The organism is Agromyces albus, from assembly GCF_030815405.1.
In the GTDB taxonomy this organism is placed as follows: Bacteria; Actinomycetota; Actinomycetes; order Actinomycetales; family Microbacteriaceae; genus Agromyces; species Agromyces albus_A.
On sequence record NZ_JAUSWX010000001.1, the window covers coordinates 3,324,884 to 3,346,851 of the forward strand.

Below are 21,968 nucleotides of genomic sequence, written 5' to 3' on the forward strand. Positions count from 1 at the left end.
CTCAGCCTGCGGATGACGCGGTGAGCAACGAGATCACCGTGGTGGCCACGACGCGGTCGGCGTCGGCCTCGGCGAGCCGCCCCTCGCGCAGCTCGCCGGCGGCGGAATGCAGCAGGGCGTGGAAGCACGTGGTGAGCCAGCCGGAGTCGAGGTCGCGGCGCACGACGCCCTCGCGCTGGCCGCGCTCGATGAGCGCCTGCACTCGCGCCATCGGCTCGGTGTGGTGGGCGAGGATGCGCTCGTTGGAGAGCGCCTCCTCGGCGACGCCGAGCAAGCGGTGGAACGAGTCGACGATGCGCCACGATCGGTGCACGAGCCGCTCGAGCGCGGCGATCGGGTCGCCGGTGAGGTCGACCGTGGCGAGTTCGGCCTTGGAACGGTCGATCGTGCGGATGAGCACCGCTTCGAGCAGCTCCTCGCGAGAGGCGAAGTGCCCGTAGACGGTGACCCGGCCCACGCCGGCCGCCTTCGCGATGTCGGACATGCTCGCGCGCGGATCGACCGTGAGGCGTTCGAGGGCGGCATCGAGGATCGCGTCGCGATTGCGGAGCGCATCGCTGCGCTGGGAGCGGGGTGCTGTCTCGGTCACACCTTGACTCTATCTCAAACATAGGTGTATGAATTAACGAACTCATACAACACTGTTCGAGATAAGGAACTGCTCATGACGCATCCGCACTCCCCCGAACTCGTCGCGCCGCACGAGCCGGCGGGGCCACCCGCTCGTCGGGACGGCCTCACGCTGTTCCTGCTCGCCCTCGCCCAGGCGATGCTCGTGCTCGACGTCACCGTCGTGAACGTCGCCCTGCCGATGCTGAGCCGTGAGCTCGGGCTCGAGCCGGCGCTCGCGGGCTGGGCCATCGCCGCCTACGCCGTGCCGTTCGGCGGGCTCCTCATCCTCGGCGGGCGCCTCACCGATGTCTTCGGCGCTCGACGGATGCTGCTGGCCGGGCTCGCGATCTTCACCGTCGCCTCGCTCGCGGCGGGCCTCGCCACCGATTCGACCCTGTTCCTCGCCGCGCGCGCAGCCCAGGGCATCGGAGCGGCACTCCTCTCGCCCGCGGCGCTCGCGACCCTGCTCCATCGCTTCGAGGGGCCGTCCCGTCGCCGTGCGCTCGCCGTGTGGGGAGCCGTCGGCGGCGCCGGCGCGGCGATCGGCGTGCTGCTCGGCGGCCTCCTGACCGGTGGCCCCGGCTGGCGGTGGATCTTCTTCATCAACGTGCCCGTGGGCATCGCGGTCGCGATCGCGGTGCCGCTCATGGTGGCCGGCGCTGTCGCTGTGCGCCGCGGCCGAGTCGACGTGCTCGGTGCACTGCTCGCCACCGCGGGCATCGCGAGCCTCGTCGCCGCGATCTCGTCGGCCGAGCTCATGGAGCCGGTCGTCGCGTGGGCGCTCGCCGCGGTGGGCGCGCTGCTGCTCGGCGGGTTCGTCATCGTGCAGCGGCGGTCGGCGCATCCGCTCGTCCGGCTCAGCCTGCTGCGATCCCGGCCGGTCGCGAGCGGATCGATGCTCATGCTCGTCTCGACGGGCTTGCTCGTCGGCGGATTCTTCATGTTCTCGTTCGAGCTGCAGGACGGCGCGGGGTGGTCGCCGATCGCCACGGGGCTCGCGTTCCTGCCGATCTCAGTGGGCGTCATCGCCGGCGCGCACCTCGCCGCGAGAGCGCTCGGCCGCTTCGGCGCGAGAATCGTGGCCCCGACTGGCCTGATCGTGGCGGCGATCGGACTCGCGACCACCACGAGCGCGATCTCGGCCGATCTGGCCCCGGCGCTCGCCATCGCCGGCATGACGGTGGCCGCACTCGGACTCGGCGCCGGGTTCGTGAGCGCGAGCACCACCGCGCTCTCGCTCATCAGCGGGCACGAGGCGGGCACCGCTTCGGGAGTGCTGAACTCGTTCCACGAGCTCGGCAGCGCGGTGGGCGTCGCGATCTTCGCCGCGATCGCGGTGACGAGCCTCGGCCTCGGCTTCGGCGTGGCGGCCGCGATCGCCGCGATCACCGCCGTGGCCGCCGCGTTCGTGCTGCCCGCGGGGGTGACCGGCGGGGGAGAGGTGAAGTTCGCGCACTGAGGCGGTTGTCCCGGTGCGCGAATATCGTGGACCTGTGAAGCCATTCGTCCTCCTCGCCACGCGCGCCGAGGACCAGCCTGCCGACGAGGAGTACGCCCTCTTCCTCCGCTACACCGGACTCGACGAGCGCGACCTCGTCCGGGTACGGCTCGAGGCGGCGCCCATGCCGCGGCTGCACCTCAGCGCACTGTCGGGCATCTTCGTCGGCGGCGGGCCGTTCAACGCCTCTGACCCGCCCGAGCGGAAGACGCCGGTGCAGCATCGGGTCGAGGCGGAGTTCAGGACGCTTCTCGACGAGGTCGTGGCCAGGGACTTCCCGTTCCTCGGCGCCTGCTACGGCGTCGGCACCCTCGGTGTCCAGCAGGGGGCGCCGATCGATGGCACCTATGCCGAGCCGATCAGCGTCGTGCCGGTCACGCTGACCGATGCCGGAGCATCCGACCCGATCCTCACCGGACTGCCCCGCACGTTCAGCGCCTTCGTCGGACACAAGGAGGCCATCCGCTCATTGCCCGACTCGGCGACCCTGCTCGCGTCGTCGCCGACCTGCCCGGTGCAGATGTTCCGGGTTGGAACGAACGTGTACGCGACGCAGTTCCACCCCGAGCTCGACGTCGACGGCATCATCCTGCGCATCCACGCCTACGCGAACCACGGCTACTTCGCCGCGCACGAGCTCGAGTCGACCCTCGCTGCGGTACGGCGCGCCGCGGTGTCGTACCCGAGCCGAATGCTCCGCACCTTCGTCCAGCGCCACGCCCGGTAGCCGAGGACGGCGACGCCCGGCATGCGGGGCATCCGCTCGTATGCGTTCGCCCCGGTGCCGCGACCGACACCGGGACGAACAGCGCCGATCAGGAGGCGGCCGCGGTGGTGTACGCGGATTGCGCGACCGAGCCGTAATACGGCCCGAACATCGTGTTCGGGATGCCGCTGTACCCGAAGCTGTTGAGCGAGTTCTGCGCCCCGGAGCCGAGGAACCAGGGGCCGCCCGACGATCCGCCGGTCATGTCGCACGGGATGCCCTGCGATTGCGTCTGGCCGTACGGGTCGGCGGTCGCGGTGCCGGCGCACGACTTCAGCGTCTGCCCGTCGAACGGGGCGGCGGCGGGATACCCGAAGGCCTCATATGCCAGCCCGCGCGGCTGGTTGAAGGCGACCGCGGAGGCGCCGACGGCCGCCGCCAGCGTGCGTCCGTTCGACGGCGCCACCTTCACGAATGCCGTGTCATAGGAGATGTCGCCGCCCTTCGTCCACTGCGTGGGCGCCGAGAACGAGGTCGCCGCCCACTGGCCGTAGGGCGCCGCGCCGTTCTCGTATGCGGGGACGAAGATCCAGCGGCTCGCGTACTTGCCGTGGCCGCCGTGCACGCAGTGGCCTGCTGTGGAGACGACGCTGCCGTTGGTCGCGCTCACCGAGTTGGCCGAGCAGACGTAGTTGCGACCGCCCAGCGTGAAGAACACCTTGCCGATGTTCGGCACCGCCGCCTCACTCGTCGCGAACAGGTCGACGTCGGTGATCGGAGCGGGCTTGCCGTAGGTGACCGGGTCGCCCTTGGCGACCTCGCTCGCCGGCGTCGACGCCACCCGGTCGGCGACGAGCACGTCGGCGGGAGTCGCCCCGCGCATCCGGTCGGCCGTCCAGTACTGGGCGGCAGTCGCCGTCTCGGCGGCCGGGACAGCGACGTGGTCGACCCCCGGCGACCCCGATGGCGGCGCGGCCGCGGCCGCGGTCGGCGCGGCGAGCAGTGCGCACGCGACGAGCGCGGCACCGACGAGCCCGTGGCGAAGTGACGTGAGTTTCATGGACGTGATGTCCTCTCTGCCGGCGACTCGGTCCCCCCACTCGGTGCACCGGAGTCGCGGTGAACTGAATGCCGGAGAGCGTCTCACAGGTACCCCGTTCGGGGGAGCGGTGGAGGGCGGGTTCGTGGAGATCGACGAACATCGACGCGGAACCGAAGAAAGCACCCGATGCTCACGCCCGCCGCGTTAGGCTCGGCAGTTGGCCGAGCACCGGCCCGGTGCTCCGATGAGCACGCTGTCCGCCCAGCCGGCTCACAAGCTCGGGTGTGGGAGGATTGGGGAGTCCTACTCGGACGCTTCCCCCACCTTCGAGGAGCCATCGCTTCGCATGTGCGGCATCGTCGGCATCGTCTCAACCGAGCCCGTCAACCAGCAGATCTACAACAGCCTCCTCCTGCTGCAGCACCGCGGGCAGGATTCCACCGGCATCGCCACCGCCGACGGCCCCATCTTCCATATGACGAAGGCCCGCGGACAGGTGCGTGAGGCGTTCCGCACGCGCGACATGCGCTCCCTCATCGGCAACATCGGCCTCGGCCACGTGCGCTACACCACGAAGGGCGCCGCCGAGCGTGAAGAGGAGGCGCAGCCGTTCTACGTGAACGCGCCCTACGGCATCATCCTCGTGCACAACGGCAATCTCACGAACACCCGCGAGCTCTCGAGCGACCTGTTCTCGATCGACCGCCGGCACGTGAATTCCACGAGCGACACCGAGATGCTCCTGAACGTGCTCGCCACCGAGCTCCAGGGCCAGATCAAGGGCCTCGACCTCGACCCCGACCAGGTCTTCAAGGCCGTCGAGCAGGTGCACGCCCGCGTCGAGGGCTCCTACGCGGTCATCGCCCTCATCGCCGGCTACGGCCTGCTCGCCTTCCGCGACCCGTTCGGCATCCGCCCGTTGATCCTCGGCCGGCGCATGACCGAGGCCGGCAAGCCCGAGTGGATCGTGGCATCCGAGTCCCTCGTGCTCGAGAACGGCGACTACGAGATCGTGCGCGATGTCGAACCCGGCGAGGCGATCTTCATCGGCCTCGACGGCGAGATGGTCTCGAAGCAGTGCGCCACGAACCCGCGGCTCGTGCCGTGCTCGTTCGAGTACGTCTACCTCGCGCGACCCGACTCGGTCATGAACGGCATCTCGGTCTACGAGGCGCGCCTGCGCATGGGCAACCGCCTCGCCGACACGATCGTCACCCACATGGACAAGGGCGACATCGACGTCGTCATGCCGATTCCCGACTCGTCGCGGCCGGCCGCCATGCAAGTGGCGCAGAAGCTGGGCATCGAGTACCGCGAAGGCTTCTACAAGAACCGCTACGTGGGCCGAACGTTCATCATGCCCGGCCAGGCGGAGCGCAAGCGCTCGGTGCGCCAGAAGCTCAATGCCATGGGCACGGAGTTCAAGGGCAAGAACATCCTCATCGTCGACGACTCGATCGTGCGCGGCACGACCTCGAAGGAGATCGTCGAGATGGCGAGGGCGGCGGGCGCAAACAAGGTCACCTTCACCTCGGCGGCCCCCCCGGTGCGCTTCCCCCACGTCTACGGCATCAACATGCCCTCGCGCCGCGAGCTCGTGGCGTACGGCCGCAAGATCCCCGAGATCGCGGCCGAGCTCGGCGCCGACCACATGATCTACCAGGAGGTCGCCGACCTGCAGGCGGCGATCACCGAGGGCACCCCGATCGAGCAGCTCGACATGTCGTGCTTCACGGGCGACTACGTCACGGGCACGGTCACCGAGGAATACCTCGAGTGGGTGGAGAAGACACAGCTCTCCTGAGCGACCCCACCTGCACCAGACTGGCCTGATGGGGTTCACCAGCCGCGGCACCGTCCGCACGCCCGTACTCGAGATCGCGTATGAAGAGGCGGGGCCGCCCGACGGTCCGGTCGCGGTGCTCTCGCACGGGTTCCCGTACGACGTGCGCGCGTACGACGACGTCGCGGGGCTGCTCGCGGCATCCGGTGTCCGGGTCATCGCACCCTACTTGCGCGGCTTCGGCCCGACGAGGTTCACGGATGCCACGACGCTGCGCTCGGGCGAGCAGGGCGCCCTCGCTCAAGATCTCCTCGACCTCCTCGACGCGCTCGAGATCGAACGAGCCGTCGTGGGCGGCTACGACTGGGGCGGACGCGCGTCGTGCATCGTCGCAGCACTGCATCCGTCACGGGTCACTGGGCTCGTGACGGTCGGCGGATACAACGTGCTCAACCCCGCTCGCGCGATGGAGCCGGCTCGCCCCGAGTGGGAGGCCACGTACTGGTATGTGTTCTACTTCCACTCCGAGCGAGGTCGCCGCGGACTCGAGCAGCACCGGCGCGAGCTCTGCGAGCTGCTGTGGACCACGTGGTCGCCCGAGTGGACGGATGCCGCGGCGGCATTCCGCGCGAGCGCGCCGAGCCTCGACAACCCCGACTTCGTCGACGTCGTGATCCACTCCTATCGCCACCGGTACGGGCTCGTCGCGGGCGATCCCCGTCACGCGGCGATCGAGCGCGCGATGGCGGCCGAGCCGCCGATCGCGGTTCCGACGGTCGTGCTCGAGAGCGGCGCCGACGGCATCGGCGGTCCGAGCGGGGTGGAGGACCGGAAGTCGTTCACCGGCCCGTGCGCCTTCCGAGAACTTGCGGGCATCGGCCACGATCTGCCGCAGGAGGCGCCCCGCGAGTTCGCCGAGGCGGTGCTGAGCCTGCTCTGATACTGACCCCGAGGGGCCGGCTCGCTACTCGTCGATGCGGTGCGTCGACTGGTGCTCCATGGTGACGGATGCCGCGCGGCCGGCGAGCACCCGGTCGATCACGAGTGCCACGAGCGCGCCGAGGGCGACCCCGATGGTGCCGCACGCGAGCAGCAGGAATCCGAACACCTGCCCCTTGTCGAACTCGGCGTTGTCGGGGAACGCGACCGTGAGGATGAGTGCGGCGACCACACCCACGACGGCTCCGAGCGCGAGGAACCGCGGGTAGCGCGGCGAGCGCCGCACGCTCACGGTGTCGGACGTGACGTCGGTCGTCTCGAACGGCTCGATCCGGCCGCCCGCGCCGGGCTCGAGGGATTCGGGGGAGTTCGAAGCGTCGCTCACCCGTCCATTGTCGCATCCGGGCGCGGGAGCTTCCGCGGGCCGCGAGCCGGTCGGCCTGAGCCCTCAGCCGAGCGCGACGAAGAACGACAGCACGAACAGCACCGCGGCGACGGGCGTCATCGTCCAGCGCTCCGGCTTGCTGCGCGACATCGCGTTCATGACGATGCCGAGGCCGAAGTACGCGAAGATCACCCACGCCGTGATGTCGACCGCGAGCTCGGGCAGCACCGACGCCACGAGTCCCGCCTTCATGAGGAAGATCCACGCGAAGGCTGCGTAGAGCAGGATCGACACGACGCTGCCGATGCGCTTCGAGGCGGGCAGCACGCGGTCGGCGCCGCCCCATGCGAAGTGCCCGAGCGGCGCTCCCGCGATGAGCGCAAGCTGGAAGACGGCCAGCAGGCCCAGCACGACGCAGAGGGCGATGGCGGCGATGGTCACGGCGCAGAGCCTATCGGTGCGCTCAACGTGCGAGCGGCAGCTGGGCGCTCACGTCGGCGCGCTGCCCCGAGGCGTGCACGCGGCCGGCAGCTCGAGCATCAGCCCACGCGAGGCTGCCGGTGGCGAGGGCGAGCCACGTCGCGGCATCCGTCTCGATCACGTTCGGCGGCGTTCCGCGCGTGTGCTTCGGCCCCTCGATGCACTGCACCGCCCCGAACGGCGGCACCCGCACCTCGACGGTGCCGCCCGGCGCCTGCTCGGCGAGCAGTTGCAGCGTGTAGCGCACGGCGAGCGCGAGGGTCGCGCGATCGACGGATGCCGCGGCATCCGCTGCTCCATCGTGGCTCGTCGCCGCGGCGAGCGCCGCCGTGCCCGACTCGTCGTCGATCCTCGCTCGTGCCATGAGGAGATTCTCCCATCGAGCGTGTGCGTGCGGCTCAGGACACCGAGGCGGTCCTTCCCGTGGCGACGCCGCGCAGCGTGAGCAGGAGGATCAGGACGGCGCCCGAGAAGATCGCGATGTCGGCGACGTTGCCGACGAAGAGGTTGCCGTACCCGATGAAGTCCACCACGTGGCCGCGACCGAATCCCGGCTCGCGGAACAGCCGGTCGCCGAGGTGGGTGGCCGCGCCGCCGAGCACGAGGCCGATCGCCACCGTCCAGCCGACGGAACGCAGCGACCACGCGAACCAGGCGAGGCCGACGACGGCAGCGCCTGCGAGCACCGCGAGCACCCACGTGAACTCGGTGCCGATCGAGAACGCGGCGCCCGGGTTGTAGACGAGCACGAAACGGATGAGCTCGCCGATCACCGGGATCGTCTGGCCGTCGGCGAGGGCCGTCTCCGCCCACAACTTGGTGCCCTGGTCGGCGAACACGACGAGGGCGGCGACGACGAGCGTGAACCAGAACAGCCGACGACCGCCACGGGCCGGGGGTTCGGCGACGCCGGCCAGGAGGTCGGCCGGGGTGTCGGTGTCGGTGTCGGTGTCGGTGTCGGTGTCGACGTCGACGTCGGCGTCGGCCGGGTCGCTGGACGCGTCGGCCGCGTCATCCGCGCTGGTCGCGTCATCCGTGCTGGTCGCGTCATCCGTGCTGGTCGTGTCATCCGCGCTCGTCGGGTCTTCGGTGCTCACCCGCCCCATTATCGCCGCCGGTGCGCGCCGCTTCGTCCGATGCAGGGTGGAGGGCTGCCACGAACGCGTGACGAGCGGCCGAAATCGCTGGGGTAGCCTGAACCGGTGAGAATCCTCGTCCTCGGATCGGGCGCGCGCGAGCACGCCATCATGCTCGCCCTGCTCGACGAGGAGGCCGGGCACGAACTCATCGCCGCACCCGGGAACGCGGGCATCGCGGCATCCCCCACGTCGTCGGCCCGTGGCAGCGTGACGACGATCGCGCTCGACCCGACCGACCCGGTGCTCGTCACCGACTACGCGTTCGAGAACGACATCGAGCTCGTCGTCGTGGGCCCTGAGGCTCCCCTCGTGGCGGGCGTCGCCGACGCCCTGCGCACTCGCGGTATCGCCGTGTTCGGCCCCGGCAAGGCGGCCGCCGCCCTCGAGGGATCGAAGACCTTCGCGAAGCGCATCATGGAGGCCGCGGGCGTGCCCACGGGCCGGGCGAGCCTCGCCGACACGCTCGACGAGGTCGAGCACTCGATCGACGAGTTCGGCGCCCCCTATGTCGTGAAGGCCGACGGCCTCGCTGCGGGCAAGGGCGTGCTCGTCACCGATGACCGCGACGCGGCGCTCGCGCACGCCGCCCACTACCTGCAGCAGGGCCCGGTGCTCGTCGAGGAGTACCTCGACGGCCAGGAGGTCTCGCTCTTCCTGCTCTCCGACGGCACCCACGTGCTGCCCCTCTCGCCCGCGCAGGACTACAAGCGCCTCCGCGATGGCGACCAGGGCCCGAACACCGGCGGCATGGGCGCGTACTCCCCGCTGCCCTGGCTCGACGACCGCTTCGGCAGCGAGAAGGCGTTCGTCGACGAGGTCATCGACACGATCGCGCTGCCCACCGTGCGCCAGCTCGCCGCCGAGCAGACGCCGTTCATCGGCCTGCTCTACGCCGGCCTCATCCTCACGTCGCGCGGCATCCGCGTGATCGAGTTCAACGCACGCTTCGGCGACCCCGAGACCCAGGTCGTGCTGCCTCGCCTCGACACGCCGCTGTCGGGCCTGCTGTTCGCCGCGGCCACTGGCGGTCTCGGCGGGCTGCCGCGACCGGTGTTCCGCTCGGATGCCGCGGTCACGGTCGTGCTCGCGAGCGAGGGGTATCCCGAGGCCCCCGAGACCGGCCGGGTGATCGAGGGACTCGATGCCGCGGCATCCGTGCCCGGAGTGCACCTCGCCCACGCTGCGACCGCCATCGGGGCCGCAACCGAGGCCCGGGGCACGTCGCCGCTGCTCGCGACCGGCGGCCGGGTGCTGAGCGTCGTGGCCGTCGGGCAGGACTTCGCCGAGGCGCGCCGCCGCGCCTACGAGGCGCTCGCGCACATCCGGCTCGATGGCGCCCAGTACCGCACCGACATCGCGGCGCGCGTCGCGGAGTGACCGAGTGAAGCTCGCGGCTCGAGCGGCCTGACTCAGGTCGAGACGACCGCGGGCTGGTAGAGCCGCAACCATGCCTCGGTCTGGGCGACATGCGCCGCGGCGGCGGTCGACGCGGCGATCGGGTCCCGGCCGACGATCGCGTCGGCGATGGCCCGGTGGCCGAGGTCGCTGATGCGTTTGAGGGCCGGGCCGTCGGGCAGCTCGAACACCTGGTAGGCCCGCGAGCGCGAGCGGAAGACGCCGAGGAACGCCATCAGGGTGGGGTTGCCGCCGAGCTTCGCGATCGCGGCGTGGAACCGCCCGTCGAGCTCGGATGCCTCGGTCGGGTCGCCGGTCGCCTCCATCGCCTCGATGAGCTGCACCAGCTCGGCGGCGGAGGCGTCATCGACCTTCGCCGCGGCCTGGGCGGCCGCGTGCGACTCGAGCACGCGCCGGAGCTCGTACATGTCGAGGAGACCCGAGAGCGGCAGCAGGTCGACCGTGAGGGCGAGGCTTCCGACGATCTCCTCAGGCCGCAACTGGGACACGTAGGTGCCCGAGCCGTGACGGGACTCGATCACGCCGAGCGCCGACAGCATGCGCACGGCTTCACGCAGCGATCCGCGTGAGACGCCGAGCTCCGCGCAGAGCTCGGGCTCGGGCGGGAACTTCTGCCCGGCTTCGAGCCGCCCCGACGAGATCATGTGGCGCAATCCGTGGAACGCATCGTCGACTGCTGACACGCGGCTCTCCTTCATCGGTACGCGGTACTCGCCGGTTTCATCCTAGTGATTGGATGACTTCTAGCGCTAGGCACATTTCTCTGGCATATTAACGCAGTAGAAACACGACGGACATTGAAGTCATCGGATCTCTTTTTATCGTGAGACACCGTAAGACTACGAAGAGATCGGACTCGAACGCCGCATGACCAGCCCACTCACCGCGGCCCCGGCCGCCCTGACACTACCGAACGGCCGCCCCGCGGCCGAGGGCTGGACGCTCGACCCGAACACGGTGCACCTCAACCACGGCTCGTTCGGCGCGGTGCCGCTCGTCGCCCAGGAGCGGCAGAACGCCCTGCGCGCCGAGATGGACTCGGCGCCCGTGGCCTGGTTCCCCGCGCTGCCCTCGATGGTGGGCGCGGCCCGCGCCGACATCGCCGCCTTCCTCGGGGTCGCCCCTGACGCCACGGCGCTCGTGCCGAACGCGAGCGGCGGGGCGAGCGTCGTGTTCTCGAGCCTCCCGGTCGAGCGCGGGCTCGAGATCGTCGTGACCGACCACGGCTACGGCGCAGTCACCATGGGCGCCGAACGACTCGCCCGCCGCTGGGGCGGAGTCGTGCGAACCGCGCACATCCCGCTCGGCGCGACCGCGCTCGAGGCGCACGAGGCTGTCGTCGCCGAGCTCACGCCGCGCACCGGGCTCCTCGTCGTCGACCACATCACGTCGCCGACGGCCCGGTTGCTGCCGGTCGAGTCGATCGCGGCCGAGGCCCGTCGCCGCGGCATCCCCACGCTCGTCGACGGTGCGCACGTGCCGGGTCTCTACGACGCCCCGCTCGACGGACTCGAGTGCGACTTCTGGATCGGCAACCTGCACAAATTCGCCTGCGCTCCTCGCGGCACGTCGGTGCTCGTCGCGGGAAGCCGCCTCAAGCACGAGCTCTACCCACTCATCGACTCGTGGGGGGCGCCGTACGGATTCCCCGAGCGCTTCGACACCCAGGGCACGCTCGACCTCACGAGCTACCTCGCCACGCCCGCGTCGCTCGAGTTCATCGAGGCGAGCTGGGGCTGGGGCGCCGTCCGCGCCTACATGTCGGAGCTCGCCGACTACGCCGAGCACACGATCGCCGAGGCCTTTGCGGCGATCACCGGTGAGGACCACCTCGTCGGCGTCGGCATGCCGGTGAACGCGCTACGGCTCGTGCGACTGCCCGACGGCATCGCCACGAACCACGCCGACGCCGACGCCCTGCGCGACCGGGTGCTCGCCGAGCTCGGAGTTGAGGCCGCGTTCACGAGCTTCGACGGGGTCGGCTACTTCCGGCTCTCGACCCACGTGTACAACACGACGGCCGACTTCGACCACTTCGCCGAGCGCTGCGTGCCGGCGCTCAGCGAGTGGGCGCACGAGCAGTCCCGCGCCCACTGAGCTCCATCGGCACTCCACCCCTGCACCATTCATCCCCCACGAAAAGAGGAAAGCTGTGGCTCACAAGAAGTCAATGGCCGGTCTCGGCCTCGGGCTCGTCGCCGCGCTCGCACTGTCCGGATGCTCCGGCGAGGCGAGCGACGGAAGCGTCACCCTCCAGATGGTCGAGAGCCTGACGAACCCGGCCCGAACCGAGGTGCTGGACGAGCTCATCGGCCAGTTCGAGGAGGAGAATCCCGGCATCACGGTGGAGCTCGTCTCGCCGCCGACCGACCAGGCCGACCAGAAGATCCAGCAGATGCTGCAGGCCGGCGAGGGCATTGACGTCGTCGAGGTGCGCGACATCACCGTCGGGCCGTTCTCGACGAACGGCTGGCTCGCCGACATGTCGGCCGAGCTCGAGGACTGGGACGGCTGGGCGAACCTCACCGAGAACGCCGCGAAGTACGCGACGAACGCCGAGGGCAAGACGTACTACGTGCCCTACGGCTTCTACGGCCTCAGCCTCTTCTACCGCACCGACCTCATCGAGGAAGCCGGCTTCGACGCTCCGCCCGCGAGCTGGGAGGAGCTGCTCGAGCAGGCGAGCGCGATCCAGGACCCCTCGAAGAACCAGTTCGGCTACGCGTTCCGCGGCGGCACCAACGCCAACTCCAACGTCGTCGTCGCGATCGAGGCCTACGTCGCCGACCAGATCGACCCCGACAACGCCTTCAAGCTCGAGAACGGCGACACGATCTTCTCCGCCCCCGAGGCCGCCGATGCACTCGAGACCTACTTCGAGCTCTTCGAGAAGGCGTCGCCGCCGTCATCCGTCGCGTGGGGATACCCCGAGATGGTCGAGGGCTTCTCGAACGGGTCGACGGCATTCCTTCTGCAGGACCCCGAGGTCATCGCGACCGTCGAGCAGTCCGCCGCGCTGAAGGCAGACCAGTGGACGACCGCGCCCCTGCTCACCGGCCCGACCGGCAAGGCGATCCAGCCGATGGCCACCGCGGGCTGGGGAACCGCCGAGTCGAGCGAGCACAAGGCCGAGGCCGCCAAGCTCATCGCGTTCCTCTCGGAGGGCGAGGCGTCGACGACCTTCACCGAGAAGAACAGCCTCGTGCCGATCCTGAAGGATGCCGCCGAGAGCGACTTCTCCAAGACCGGCGCCTGGGCGAGCTACGTGACCATGAACGAGAACCCCGACACCTACATCACGGCCGTGCAACCGCGCGACTCGAGCTGGTGGACCGAGTGGATCCAGAAGTCCGACGCCGAGGTGCAGCAGGTGCTCATCGGGCAGATGACGCAGCAGGAGCTCCTCGAGAGCTGGGATGCGTACTGGGTCGACAAGTGGAAGAACAACTAGGCGATCCCTGCCATGACTCGCACACCGATTGACACCGTGGGGCGCCCGTCCAGCCGGGCGGGCGCCCCCGCGGAGCGCCCGTCCGCTCAGGCGGGCGCTCCGCGGGCCGGCGGCAGGAAGCGCGCGTTCACGACGCGCAAGGGCTTCGCGATCCTCGGATTCCTCGCCCCGGCGATGCTCTTCGTCTCCGTGTTCATCTACTACCCGATGATCTCGGGGAGCCAGATGGCGTTCCGCAACTGGAACCTCACGAACCTCACCGACACCTCGTGGGTCGGCTTCAAGAACTTCGAGGCGATCTTCGCCAACCCCGTGTTCTACACCGTGCTCGGCAACACGCTCCTCTGGGTGCTGGGCTCGATCATCCCCCAGCTCGTCATCGGCTTCGCGATCGCCCTCTGGCTGCGTCGCAAGTTCCGGTTCCGCGGCGTCTACCAGGCGCTCATCTTCTTCCCGTGGGCGATCTCGGGCTTCCTCATCGGCATCCTGTTCCGCTGGATGTTCAACAGCGAGTTCGGCGTCGTCAACGACCTGCTCGCCAAGGCCGGCCTCATCGACTCGCCCATTCCGTGGCTCGCCGAGCCCGGCAGCGCCATGACCGCCGTGATCATCGCGAACATCTGGTACGGCGTCACGTTCTTCGCGATCATGATCCTCGCGGCCCTCCAGTCGGTGCCCGACGACCTCTTCGAGGCCGCTGCGCTCGACGGCGCCGGCAAGGTGCGCACGCTCTTCCAGATCACGATCCCGTACATCCGCACGACGCTCGCGCTGACGATCCTGCTGCGTGTGATCTGGATCTTCAACTTCCCCGACATCATCTGGGCGATGACGGGCGGCGGGCCCGCGAACCAGACGCACATCGTGACGACGTGGATGATCAACACGACCCAGCGCGGCGACTACGGGCAGGCCTCCGCCATCGGCCTCATCGTCGTCGGTATCCTCCTCGTGTTCTCGGCCTTCTACCTGATGGCGATCCGAGAGAAGAAGGACGCCTGAGCATGATCAACACGGAAACGAACCCGGCCCGCGTCATCCGCGTCGTCGTGCTGGCCCTCTGGCTCGTGATCACGGTCTTCCCGCTCTACTGGATCACGATCACCTCGCTCAAGGAGCCGGGCGCGATCTTCAGCTACCCGCTGACCTATTGGCCCGAGGCGATCTCGCTCGAGAATTACGTCGGGCTCTTCGAGAAGGCCCAGTTCGGCACGTACCTCGGCAACAGCCTGCTCGTTGCGACGGTCGCGGCATCCGTCGCCACCCTGATCTCGATGCTCTCGGCGTACGTGCTCGCTCGGTTCGAGTTCCGCAGCAAGGGCGCCCTGATGATGGCGTTCCTCGTGACGCAGATGATCCCGGCGTTCATCGCGCTCGGCCCGCTGTACCTGCTGATGACCCAGCTGAAGCTCGTCGACAACAAGTTCGGGCTGATCCTCATCTACATCGCCGTGTGCATCCCGTTCTGCACCGTGATGCTCCGCGGATTCTTCGCCAACGTGCCCGACGCGCTCGAGGAGGCGGCGATGATCGACGGATGCTCGCGCATCGGCGCGCTCTTCCGCGTGATCGTTCCCGTCATGAAGCCCGGCATCGTGGCGGCGTTCATCTTCAACTTCGTGAACTGCTGGAACGAGCTGTTCCTCTCGGTGACGCTCATGAACCGCGACCAGAACAAGACGATCCCCACCGCGCTCAACGGGTTCATCACGAGCTACAACATCGACTGGGGCTCGATGTCGGCCGCCGCCGTGCTCACGATCATCCCGACCATGGTGCTGTTCGCCTTCGCGAGCCGGTACATCGTGCAGGGCCTCACCGCCGGCGCTGTCAAGGGATGACCGCAGCCCGCCGCCCGTTCGGCGCCCGGCCTACACTGAGGTCGTGAGCGAAACCATCGACGGCTGGACCCACGTCTACTCGGGCAAGGTGCGCGACCTCTACGTGCCGACCAAGATGATCGACGACGACGACAGCTGGACCGGCGACCCGCTGCGCCAGTCGCCCGTCGTGCTGGTCGTCGCGAGCGATCGCGTGAGTGCGTTCGACGAGGTGCTGAGCCCCGCGATCCCCGGCAAGGGCGCAATGCTCACGAAGCTCACCCGCTGGTGGTTCGACCAGCTTCCCGAGATGCCGAACCACCTGGCGCATCCGCTCGACGACCGTCTCGAGGCGCTCGAGCTGCCCGAGGTGCCGGCCGAACTCGCCGATCGGGCGACCCTCTGCCGCACGCTCGACATGTTCCCCATCGAGTGCGTCGTGCGCGGCTTCATCACGGGCGGCGGCTGGAAGGAGTACCAGGAGACCGGGGCCATCGGTGGCATCCCGCTGCCCGAGGGACTCTCGAACGGCGACCGCCTGCCTGAGCCCATCTTCACGCCCGCGTGGAAGGCGCCGCTCGGCGAGCACGATGAGAACATCTCGTTCGAGCGCACCGTCGAGATCGTCGGCGAGACCGTCGCCGAGCAATTGCGCGAGCTCTCGCTCGAGATCTTCGAGCACGCGTCGGCGATCGCCGAGCAGCGCGGCCTCATCCTCGCCGACACGAAGTTCGAGTTCGGCGCCGACCGCACCATCGGCATCGTGACGCTCGCCGACGAGGTGCTCACCTCCGACTCGAGCCGGTACTGGGATGCCGAGGCGTACGCGACGGCAGAGACCCCCGAGCTGCGCATGGCGAGCTTCGACAAGCAGATCGTGCGCGACTGGCTCGCCGCGAACTGGGATCCAGAGGCCGTCGAAGAGCCGCCGACGCTTCCGCACGAGATCGTCGAGCAGACGGCCGAGCGGTATCGGGCGCTCGTCGACCGGCTGACGCAGGGCGGGTAGTTCCGAGCGGGAATGCCGCGGCGGTGGCATCCGTTATCATTAGTTGTGACTACAACCAATGAGCGGCCGACGAGCGGGCTCCTCGCTGCCGACACGGGCATGGGCGCCGTGACGCTCCGGGTGGGCGACCTCGACGGCATGATCCGGTACTACCGCGAGGGCGTGACCCTCGAGTTGCTGCGCCACGACGGGCCGGTCGCGGTGCTCGGCCGCGGCTCGACGCCGATCGTCATCCTCGAGTTCGCCCCCGAGCTGAAGCATGCCGCTCCGCGCAGCGCCGGCCTCTTCCACACGGCGATCCTCTTCGATTCCCGCGAGGCGCTCGCGACGGCCGTCTACTCGGTCGCCGCCAAGTATCCGGGAGCGTTCACCGGCAGCGCCGACCATCTCGTGAGCGAGGCGTTCTACTTCAACGACCCCGAAGGCAACGGCGTCGAGCTCTACTTCGACCGCGACCGTACCACGTGGAGCTGGACCCACGGCCAGCTCGAGATGGCCACGATGTTCCTCGACCCGAACAAGTACTTGCGCGCGAACCTGACCGAGACGGCAGCGGATGCCGCGGCTGCGGGCACCGGGCTCGGCAGCGCCATCGTCGGCCACGTGCACCTGTCGGTCGGCGACGTCGCGAGTGCGCGCGAGTTCTACGTGGACCGCCTCGGCTTCGAGACCACGGCGGCCCTCGGATCGTCGGCGCTCTTCGTGAGCGCGGGCGGCTACCACCACCACATGGCCATGAACACGTGGAACAGCGCAGGCGCCGGCAAGCGTGGCCTCGCGCTCGGCCTCGGCAAGGTCGAGATCGTCGTGCCCGGCGCAGACGACCTCGGCGAGCTCGGCGAACGGATGCGGCACTTCGGCGTTCCCACCCGTCACGACGGCCGCACGATCGCGTTCGACGACCCGTGGGCCAACCTCGTCGAGGTGCGCGCCGCCCGCTGAGGCAGCTCTACGGCGCGCTGCGCGCGTGCGTCATCCGGTGGAAGTCCTCGAAGTCCTGGGAGACGCCGGGCAGCGGCGTCGAGTCGGGGCGCGCCCGGAGTCCGTCGAGGATGATGGCGAGCTGGCGGCGCCAGTAGGGCAGGTAGTCTCCGCCGAACTGCCCGAGCGAGCCGAGCATGTTGACGAGCACGTTGAGGTCGACGCCGGAGACGTCTGGGCGGAGCGAGCCCTCGCGCTTGGCACGCTCGACGAACTCCTCGATCGCCGACTCGAACTCGAGGCCCGGACGATGCTCGGGATCGAGTTCGGCGACGCGGCGCATGACGGCGGGCAGATACGGCGAGGAGGCGACCCACTCGCCGAGCCGCTCCACGAAGAGCTCGACCGAACGCCAGCCGGTGGGCGCCCCGAGGATCTCGGGGGCGAGGCTGTGGAACATCTCGATGGAGGAATCGTAGAGCTCGCGAATGAGCGCATCGCGCGTGGGGAAGTGCCGGTAGAGCGTGCCGGCGCCTACTCCGGCGCGCAAGGCGAGCTCGTCGAAGGGCGCTTGGATGCCGCGCTCGGCGAACAGGATGCGCGCCTCCGCCAGGATCCGCTCGTGGTTGCGCTGCGCGTCACGACGCGGTGTTGCGCTCGAGTTCACACCCTCACCGTACTGCCGACTACGATACGGAGAGCATCCTCCGCACCATTTGTCTGCGGGGGATGGCCGCTCGTTCGGGGGAGCTGAGCGGCAGATGCCCTGCCGGCTGCAACCCGCGCCGGCAGGGCATCCCCGTATCTGCGCCCATTCGGGGAACGAGTGCGCGCGGCTAGGCTGAAGTCGTGGCCCAACCCGCCGAACAACCCGAACCCAGCGACGACGCCGAGCAGCCCGTCATCGGCAACACGCGGCGCATCGAGGCATCCGTCGTCACCGACTTCAGCGACCGCATGAGCTACGGCGGCTACCTCGACCTGCCCACGCTGCTCTCGGCGCAACGACCGATCAGCCGGCCCGAGCACCACGACGAACTGCTGTTCATCATCCAGCACCAGACCACCGAGCTGTGGCTGAAGCTCGTGCTGCACGAGCTCGAGACGGCGCGCGACCTGCTGCGGGCCGACGAGCTCGCGCCGGCGCTCAAGTGCATCGCCCGCGTGAAGCACATCCAGCGCACGCTCACCGAGCAGTGGTCGGTGCTCGCCACGCTGACGCCGACCGAGTACGGCCAGTTCCGCGGCGTGCTCGGCAACGCGAGCGGGTTCCAGTCGTACCAGTACCGTGCGGTCGAGTTCGTACTCGGCAACAAGAACGAGCGCATGCTGCAGGTCTTCGAGGCCGACCCCATGGCGACCGCGATGCTCGAAGCGGCGCTCAAGACGCCGAGCCTCTACGACGAGTTCCTGCGGCTGCTGGCGCGGGCCGGATATCCGGTGCCCGACGAGGTGCTCGAGCGCGACGTCACCGCCGCGTGGACCTTCGTGCCCGAACTCGTGCCGATGTTCGGGCAGATCTACGCGAAACCCGATGAGCACTGGGCCGCCTACGAGACGTGCGAAGAGCTCGTCGACCTCGAAGACAACTTCCAGCTCTGGCGGTTCCGGCACCTGAAGACCGTCGAGCGCATCATCGGCTCGAAGACCGGCACCGGCGGTTCGAGCGGCGCCACCTTCCTCAAGCGCGCCCTCGAGCTCACGTTCTTCCCAGAGCTCTACGCCGTTCGAACCGAGATCCCCGGGTGACGGATGTCGCACGTCGCTGAACCCGATCCGCACGCGTCCGCTCCAGACCGCGCAGCCGACAGGCGCGCGTCGGTCGCCCGACATGTGTCGCGCTCGCCGCTCGACTTCGGACCGCTCGCCCGCCCCGCGCGCCGGTCGCTCGGCGGCGACCACCCCGGCGAGCCGGGCACGATGCTGCCGCCGTTCCGCGACCATCACGTGCACCTCATGATCGTCGGCGCCGACGCGCTCCGCGACAGCGGCATCGCGAGCGTGGTCGACCTCGGTGGGCCGCTCGAGGACATCGCGTCGTACGCCCAGCGAGAGGGCCTGCCCCACGTGGACTTCGCGGGCGAGTTCCTCACGGCACCCGGTGGGTATCCCGTCGGGCGACCGTGGGCCGCCGAGGGCAGCGTGCGCGAGCTCGAGGCCGTCGAGGGCGCGGGTCGCTCGTCGTTGCCGACGCCCGTGCAGACGGCGATCGACGAGCAGCTCGCGTTCGGGGCATCCGTCATCAAGGTCGCCCTCAACTCGGTGGCCGGGCCCGTGTTCGACCGCGCGACACTCGACGTGATCGTCGCGACGGCGCACGCGCACGGCCTGCCGGTGGTCGCCCACGTCGAGGGCGATGGGATGTCGCGGCTCGCGATCGAGGCCGGCGTCGACGCGCTCGCCCACACGCCGTTCACCGAACGGGTCGACGACGAGCTCGTGGCGCGCGCCGCGGCCCGAGGACAGTGCTGGATCTCGACGCTGCACGTAACGGGCCACGGCGAACCGACGCCCGAGCTGGAGTTCGCGCTCGACAACCTCTCGCGGTTCCGCGCCGCCGGCGGCCGGGTGCTCTACGGCACCGACCTCGGCAACGGCGACCAGCCGCTCGGGGTGAACCCCGACGAGCTCGTCGCGCTCGTGCGTGCCGGGCTCGAGGCATCCGACCTCGTCGCCGCCCTCACCGACCCGTGGCCCGGCCCTGACGTGCCACTCGACGGCATCGCGACGTTCATCCCTGGCACGCCGCCCGCCGCGCTCGACGAGGTGCCCGAGTGGCTCGCGTCGGCCGTGATCGTTCCGATCGAAGACCTGGAGCTCCGGTGACCCTCGACCCGCATCTCGCTTTCGCGCGCCGCATGGACCGCGCCGATGGGCTCGCCCACTACCGCAAGCGCTTCGTGGGCGCCGCCGGCGACGTCGTATACTTCGACGGCAACTCGCTCGGGAGACCGCCGCTGTCGGCGATCGAGCGGGTCGAGCGCTTCCTGCGCGACGACTGGGGCGGCCGCCTCATCCGCGGCTGGGACGAGGCCTGGATGCAGCTGCCGTATGAGATCGGCGACCGCATCGGCCGGGCGGTGATCGATGCGAAGGCCGGCCAGACGGTGATCGGCGACTCGACGACCGTGCTGCTGTACAAGCTCGCTCGCGCCGCCGTCGATGCGCAACTCGCGCGCGATCCGGGCCGGAACGAGATCGTCGTCGACACCGACAACTTCCCGACCGACCGCTACGTGCTCGACGGCATCGCGAAGGAACGCGGCGTGCGGCTGCGCTGGATCGACGTCGACACGAGCGGCGGCGTCACGCCCGAGCAGCTCGCGAACGCGGTGGGCCCCGCGACGGCGCTCGTGGTGCTCAGTCACGTCGCCTACCGATCGGCCTACCTCGCCGACGCTCGCGAGCTCACCCGCATCGCGCACGACGCCGGCGCGCTCATCCTCTGGGACCTCTGCCACTCGGCGGGCTCGGTTCCCGTGCAGGCCGACCTCTGGGGCTTCGATCTCGCAGTCGGATGCACCTACAAGTACCTGAACGGCGGCCCGGGCTCGCCCGCGTTCGCGTACGTGCGCGACGACCTGCAGGCGGCGATCCGTCAGCCGATCCAGGGCTGGATGGGTGCGTCCGACGTGTTCGCGATGGGCCCCGAGTACGCGCCGGCGCCCGGCATCCGCCGATTCGTGAGCGGCACGCCGCCCATCGTGGGCATGCTCGCGATGGAGGAGACGCTCACGATGATCGAGGAGGCCGGCATGCGCGCGATCCGCGCGAAGTCGGTGGCACTCACGTCGTTCGCCATCGCCGTCGCCGACGAGTGGCTCGGCCCGCTCGGCGTGACCCTCGCCTCGCCGCTCGACGCCGAGCAGCGCGGCAGCCACGTGACGCTGCAGCACCCGGCGATGCGCGAGGTGACCGCGCGGCTGTGGCAGCGCGACGTGATTCCCGACTATCGCGACCCCGGCGGGCTGCGGATCGGACTCTCGCCGCTGTCGACGAGTTTCGAGGAGGTGCACCGCGGCCTCGCAGCGACGCGCGACACGCTGAAGACGGTGCTGCTCGAGCGGGCGGGGCTCGCCTAGCCGGTGGTGGTGTGGCGATCACTACCAGCCACGCCGTCGTCTTGGCAAGCCCGCCGTCCGTTCAGGCGGGTGGGACGGCCCGAGCGTACGATGGCCGAATCGCACGACGAAAGGATGTGGCACGATGACCGATGCCGACCGCAATATCGACGAAGCGACGAAGGCAGCAACAGAGGCAGCGCGAGGCGCGGCCGACCGAGTGGGCGACACCGCCACCGGGTCAGCGGCACGGCTCTCCGATGCCGCGTTCGGCGCGGCGGACAGGATCTCCGATACCGCGAGCGATGCCGCTGACGCGTTCTCCGCGACCGCGCACGCCAAGAAGGCGGAGCTCGCCGACACGATCGACACCATTTCGCACCAGGCGACGGCCGCAGTGTCGAGTGCGAAAGAGGGCGTCAATGAGGGCGTCGCCTACGTGAAGGAACGCTACCGCGAGAACCCCGGCCTCGTGATCGCGATCGGAGCCGCCGCCCTGATCGGCGTCGTCACCGTCGTGAAGGCGATCACCCGGCGCTGACCACGCCGGCGAACGCGCCCGCGCGCCGAACGGCGCTCCGGCGTGTGTCGACGCGCGCCCGGATCTGCGAATCGAAGCGGCGCAGGGATCGTGAACCCGTGGCGGACGAGTCGCGCAGCAAGCCCGGATAGAATCGAGGCATCCAGACCCCCGACACCGGACGGA

Annotated in this window: 23 protein-coding genes; 15 read left to right on the top strand and 8 right to left on the bottom strand. The window is 69.7% G+C overall.

Going from position 1 to position 21,968, the window contains the following annotated elements:
- Window position 1: 1 nt before the first annotated feature.
- Complete coding sequence (locus QFZ29_RS15715; protein WP_306894978.1) at window positions 2-589, bottom strand: TetR/AcrR family transcriptional regulator; 588 nt, start codon at window positions 587-589, stop codon at window positions 2-4.
- A 75-nt stretch (window positions 590-664) separates the two neighbouring features.
- On the opposite strand from QFZ29_RS15715, the gene QFZ29_RS15720 reads away from it, so the two are divergent.
- Both QFZ29_RS15720 and QFZ29_RS15725 read left to right on the top strand, forming a co-directional pair.
- Complete coding sequence (locus QFZ29_RS15720; protein WP_306894979.1) at window positions 665-2,071, top strand: MFS transporter; 1,407 nt, start codon at window positions 665-667, stop codon at window positions 2,069-2,071.
- Window positions 2,072-2,105: 34 nt separating this feature from the next.
- Window positions 2,106-2,837, top strand: a complete 732-nt coding sequence (locus QFZ29_RS15725) for a glutamine amidotransferase (protein WP_306894980.1) — start codon at window positions 2,106-2,108, stop codon at window positions 2,835-2,837.
- Between the two features lie 88 nt (window positions 2,838-2,925).
- On the opposite strand, the gene QFZ29_RS15730 is transcribed toward QFZ29_RS15725, so the two are convergent.
- Window positions 2,926-3,876, bottom strand: coding sequence for a trypsin-like serine peptidase (locus QFZ29_RS15730; RefSeq protein ID WP_306894981.1), 951 nt, complete (start codon window positions 3,874-3,876; stop codon window positions 2,926-2,928).
- A gap of 328 nt (window positions 3,877-4,204) precedes the next feature.
- On the opposite strand from QFZ29_RS15730, the gene purF reads away from it, so the two are divergent.
- Together purF and QFZ29_RS15740 are read left to right on the top strand one after the other, a co-directional pair.
- Complete coding sequence (purF, locus tag QFZ29_RS15735) at window positions 4,205-5,662, top strand: amidophosphoribosyltransferase (RefSeq protein ID WP_306894982.1); 1,458 nt, start codon at window positions 4,205-4,207, stop codon at window positions 5,660-5,662.
- 28 nt (window positions 5,663-5,690) lie between these two features.
- Window positions 5,691-6,581, top strand: coding sequence for an alpha/beta fold hydrolase (locus QFZ29_RS15740; RefSeq protein WP_306894983.1), 891 nt, complete (start codon window positions 5,691-5,693; stop codon window positions 6,579-6,581).
- Window positions 6,582-6,605: 24 nt separating this feature from the next.
- Here the strand turns inward: QFZ29_RS15740 and QFZ29_RS15745 are convergent, their stop codons facing one another.
- The 4 genes from QFZ29_RS15745 to QFZ29_RS15760 all read right to left on the bottom strand — a co-directional run bounded on the left by QFZ29_RS15745 (window position 6,606) and on the right by QFZ29_RS15760 (window position 8,542).
- The gene (locus tag QFZ29_RS15745) at window positions 6,606-6,965 is read right to left on the bottom strand and encodes a potassium transporter Trk (protein ID WP_306894984.1); all 360 of its coding nucleotides are present in this window, start codon (window positions 6,963-6,965) and stop codon (window positions 6,606-6,608) included.
- A 63-nt stretch (window positions 6,966-7,028) separates the two neighbouring features.
- Window positions 7,029-7,406: a hypothetical protein gene (locus tag QFZ29_RS15750; protein WP_306894985.1), complete on the bottom strand. Its 378-nt coding sequence runs from the start codon at window positions 7,404-7,406 to the stop codon at window positions 7,029-7,031.
- A 22-nt stretch (window positions 7,407-7,428) separates the two neighbouring features.
- Window positions 7,429-7,809 carry a sterol carrier family protein gene (locus QFZ29_RS15755; protein WP_306894986.1) on the bottom strand — a complete coding sequence of 127 codons (381 nt, stop codon included), beginning with the start codon at window positions 7,807-7,809 and terminating at the stop codon, window positions 7,429-7,431.
- A 34-nt stretch (window positions 7,810-7,843) separates the two neighbouring features.
- Window positions 7,844-8,542 (bottom strand): signal peptidase II, encoded by a 699-nt coding sequence (locus QFZ29_RS15760; protein ID WP_306894987.1) that lies wholly within the window; start codon window positions 8,540-8,542, stop codon window positions 7,844-7,846.
- A 105-nt stretch (window positions 8,543-8,647) separates the two neighbouring features.
- On the opposite strand from QFZ29_RS15760, the gene purD reads away from it, so the two are divergent.
- Complete coding sequence (purD, locus tag QFZ29_RS15765; protein ID WP_306894988.1) at window positions 8,648-9,961, top strand: phosphoribosylamine--glycine ligase; 1,314 nt, start codon at window positions 8,648-8,650, stop codon at window positions 9,959-9,961.
- A 32-nt stretch (window positions 9,962-9,993) separates the two neighbouring features.
- Here the strand turns inward: purD and QFZ29_RS15770 are convergent, their stop codons facing one another.
- Window positions 9,994-10,683: a FadR/GntR family transcriptional regulator gene (locus tag QFZ29_RS15770; RefSeq protein ID WP_306894989.1), complete on the bottom strand. Its 690-nt coding sequence runs from the start codon at window positions 10,681-10,683 to the stop codon at window positions 9,994-9,996.
- A 184-nt stretch (window positions 10,684-10,867) separates the two neighbouring features.
- Between QFZ29_RS15770 and QFZ29_RS15775 the strand changes: the two genes are divergently transcribed.
- From QFZ29_RS15775 to QFZ29_RS15800, 6 genes are all read left to right on the top strand, one after another.
- On the top strand, window positions 10,868-12,097 hold the full coding sequence (locus QFZ29_RS15775; RefSeq protein WP_306894990.1) for an aminotransferase class V-fold PLP-dependent enzyme: 1,230 nt from the start codon (window positions 10,868-10,870) through the stop codon (window positions 12,095-12,097).
- Between the two features lie 55 nt (window positions 12,098-12,152).
- Window positions 12,153-13,451, top strand: a complete 1,299-nt coding sequence (locus QFZ29_RS15780; RefSeq protein ID WP_306894991.1) for an ABC transporter substrate-binding protein — start codon at window positions 12,153-12,155, stop codon at window positions 13,449-13,451.
- A gap of 12 nt (window positions 13,452-13,463) precedes the next feature.
- Window positions 13,464-14,453 (top strand): carbohydrate ABC transporter permease, encoded by a 990-nt coding sequence (locus QFZ29_RS15785; protein WP_306894992.1) that lies wholly within the window; start codon window positions 13,464-13,466, stop codon window positions 14,451-14,453.
- 2 nt (window positions 14,454-14,455) lie between these two features.
- Window positions 14,456-15,292, top strand: coding sequence for a carbohydrate ABC transporter permease (locus QFZ29_RS15790; RefSeq protein WP_306894993.1), 837 nt, complete (start codon window positions 14,456-14,458; stop codon window positions 15,290-15,292).
- Window positions 15,293-15,335: 43 nt separating this feature from the next.
- Window positions 15,336-16,280: a phosphoribosylaminoimidazolesuccinocarboxamide synthase gene (locus tag QFZ29_RS15795; protein ID WP_306894994.1), complete on the top strand. Its 945-nt coding sequence runs from the start codon at window positions 15,336-15,338 to the stop codon at window positions 16,278-16,280.
- A 99-nt stretch (window positions 16,281-16,379) separates the two neighbouring features.
- The gene (locus QFZ29_RS15800) at window positions 16,380-17,222 is read left to right on the top strand and encodes a VOC family protein (RefSeq protein ID WP_306896755.1); all 843 of its coding nucleotides are present in this window, start codon (window positions 16,380-16,382) and stop codon (window positions 17,220-17,222) included.
- A gap of 7 nt (window positions 17,223-17,229) precedes the next feature.
- On the opposite strand, the gene QFZ29_RS15805 is transcribed toward QFZ29_RS15800, so the two are convergent.
- Window positions 17,230-17,868, bottom strand: coding sequence for a TetR/AcrR family transcriptional regulator (locus QFZ29_RS15805; RefSeq protein WP_306894995.1), 639 nt, complete (start codon window positions 17,866-17,868; stop codon window positions 17,230-17,232).
- 182 nt (window positions 17,869-18,050) lie between these two features.
- Between QFZ29_RS15805 and kynA the strand changes: the two genes are divergently transcribed.
- The 4 genes from kynA (at window position 18,051) to QFZ29_RS15825 (ending at window position 21,803) form a co-directional block, all read left to right on the top strand.
- Window positions 18,051-18,950, top strand: coding sequence for a tryptophan 2,3-dioxygenase (gene kynA / locus QFZ29_RS15810; RefSeq protein ID WP_373426225.1), 900 nt, complete (start codon window positions 18,051-18,053; stop codon window positions 18,948-18,950).
- Between the two features lie 3 nt (window positions 18,951-18,953).
- Entirely contained in the window at window positions 18,954-20,027 is a 1,074-nt protein-coding gene (locus tag QFZ29_RS15815) for a hypothetical protein (RefSeq protein ID WP_306894996.1), read from the top strand.
- 32 nt (window positions 20,028-20,059) lie between these two features.
- Window positions 20,060-21,283, top strand: a complete 1,224-nt coding sequence (locus QFZ29_RS15820; protein WP_306896759.1) for a kynureninase — start codon at window positions 20,060-20,062, stop codon at window positions 21,281-21,283.
- Window positions 21,284-21,407: 124 nt separating this feature from the next.
- Window positions 21,408-21,803, top strand: coding sequence for a hypothetical protein (locus tag QFZ29_RS15825; protein WP_306894997.1), 396 nt, complete (start codon window positions 21,408-21,410; stop codon window positions 21,801-21,803).
- The last annotated feature ends 165 nt before the right edge of the window (window positions 21,804-21,968 follow it).

Bases quoted from the DNA above. Each gene is read 5' to 3' on its own strand.
- QFZ29_RS15720 (WP_306894979.1), top strand. From the start codon at position 665: ATGACGCATCCGCACTCCCCCGAACTCGTCGCGCCGCACGAGCCGGCG.
- QFZ29_RS15730 (WP_306894981.1), bottom strand. From the start codon at position 3,876: ATGAAACTCACGTCACTTCGCCACGGGCTCGTCGGTGCCGCGCTCGTC.
- purF (WP_306894982.1), top strand. From the start codon at position 4,205: ATGTGCGGCATCGTCGGCATCGTCTCAACCGAGCCCGTCAACCAGCAG.
- QFZ29_RS15740 (WP_306894983.1), top strand. From the start codon at position 5,691: ATGGGGTTCACCAGCCGCGGCACCGTCCGCACGCCCGTACTCGAGATC.
- QFZ29_RS15755 (WP_306894986.1), bottom strand. From the start codon at position 7,809: ATGGCACGAGCGAGGATCGACGACGAGTCGGGCACGGCGGCGCTCGCC.
- QFZ29_RS15775 (WP_306894990.1), top strand. From the start codon at position 10,868: ATGACCAGCCCACTCACCGCGGCCCCGGCCGCCCTGACACTACCGAAC.
- QFZ29_RS15785 (WP_306894992.1), top strand. From the start codon at position 13,464: ATGACTCGCACACCGATTGACACCGTGGGGCGCCCGTCCAGCCGGGCG.
- QFZ29_RS15790 (WP_306894993.1), top strand. From the start codon at position 14,456: ATGATCAACACGGAAACGAACCCGGCCCGCGTCATCCGCGTCGTCGTG.
- QFZ29_RS15800 (WP_306896755.1), top strand. From the start codon at position 16,380: ATGGGCGCCGTGACGCTCCGGGTGGGCGACCTCGACGGCATGATCCGG.
- QFZ29_RS15815 (WP_306894996.1), top strand. From the start codon at position 18,954: ATGTCGCACGTCGCTGAACCCGATCCGCACGCGTCCGCTCCAGACCGC.
- QFZ29_RS15820 (WP_306896759.1), top strand. From the start codon at position 20,060: ATGGACCGCGCCGATGGGCTCGCCCACTACCGCAAGCGCTTCGTGGGC.
- QFZ29_RS15825 (WP_306894997.1), top strand. From the start codon at position 21,408: ATGACCGATGCCGACCGCAATATCGACGAAGCGACGAAGGCAGCAACA.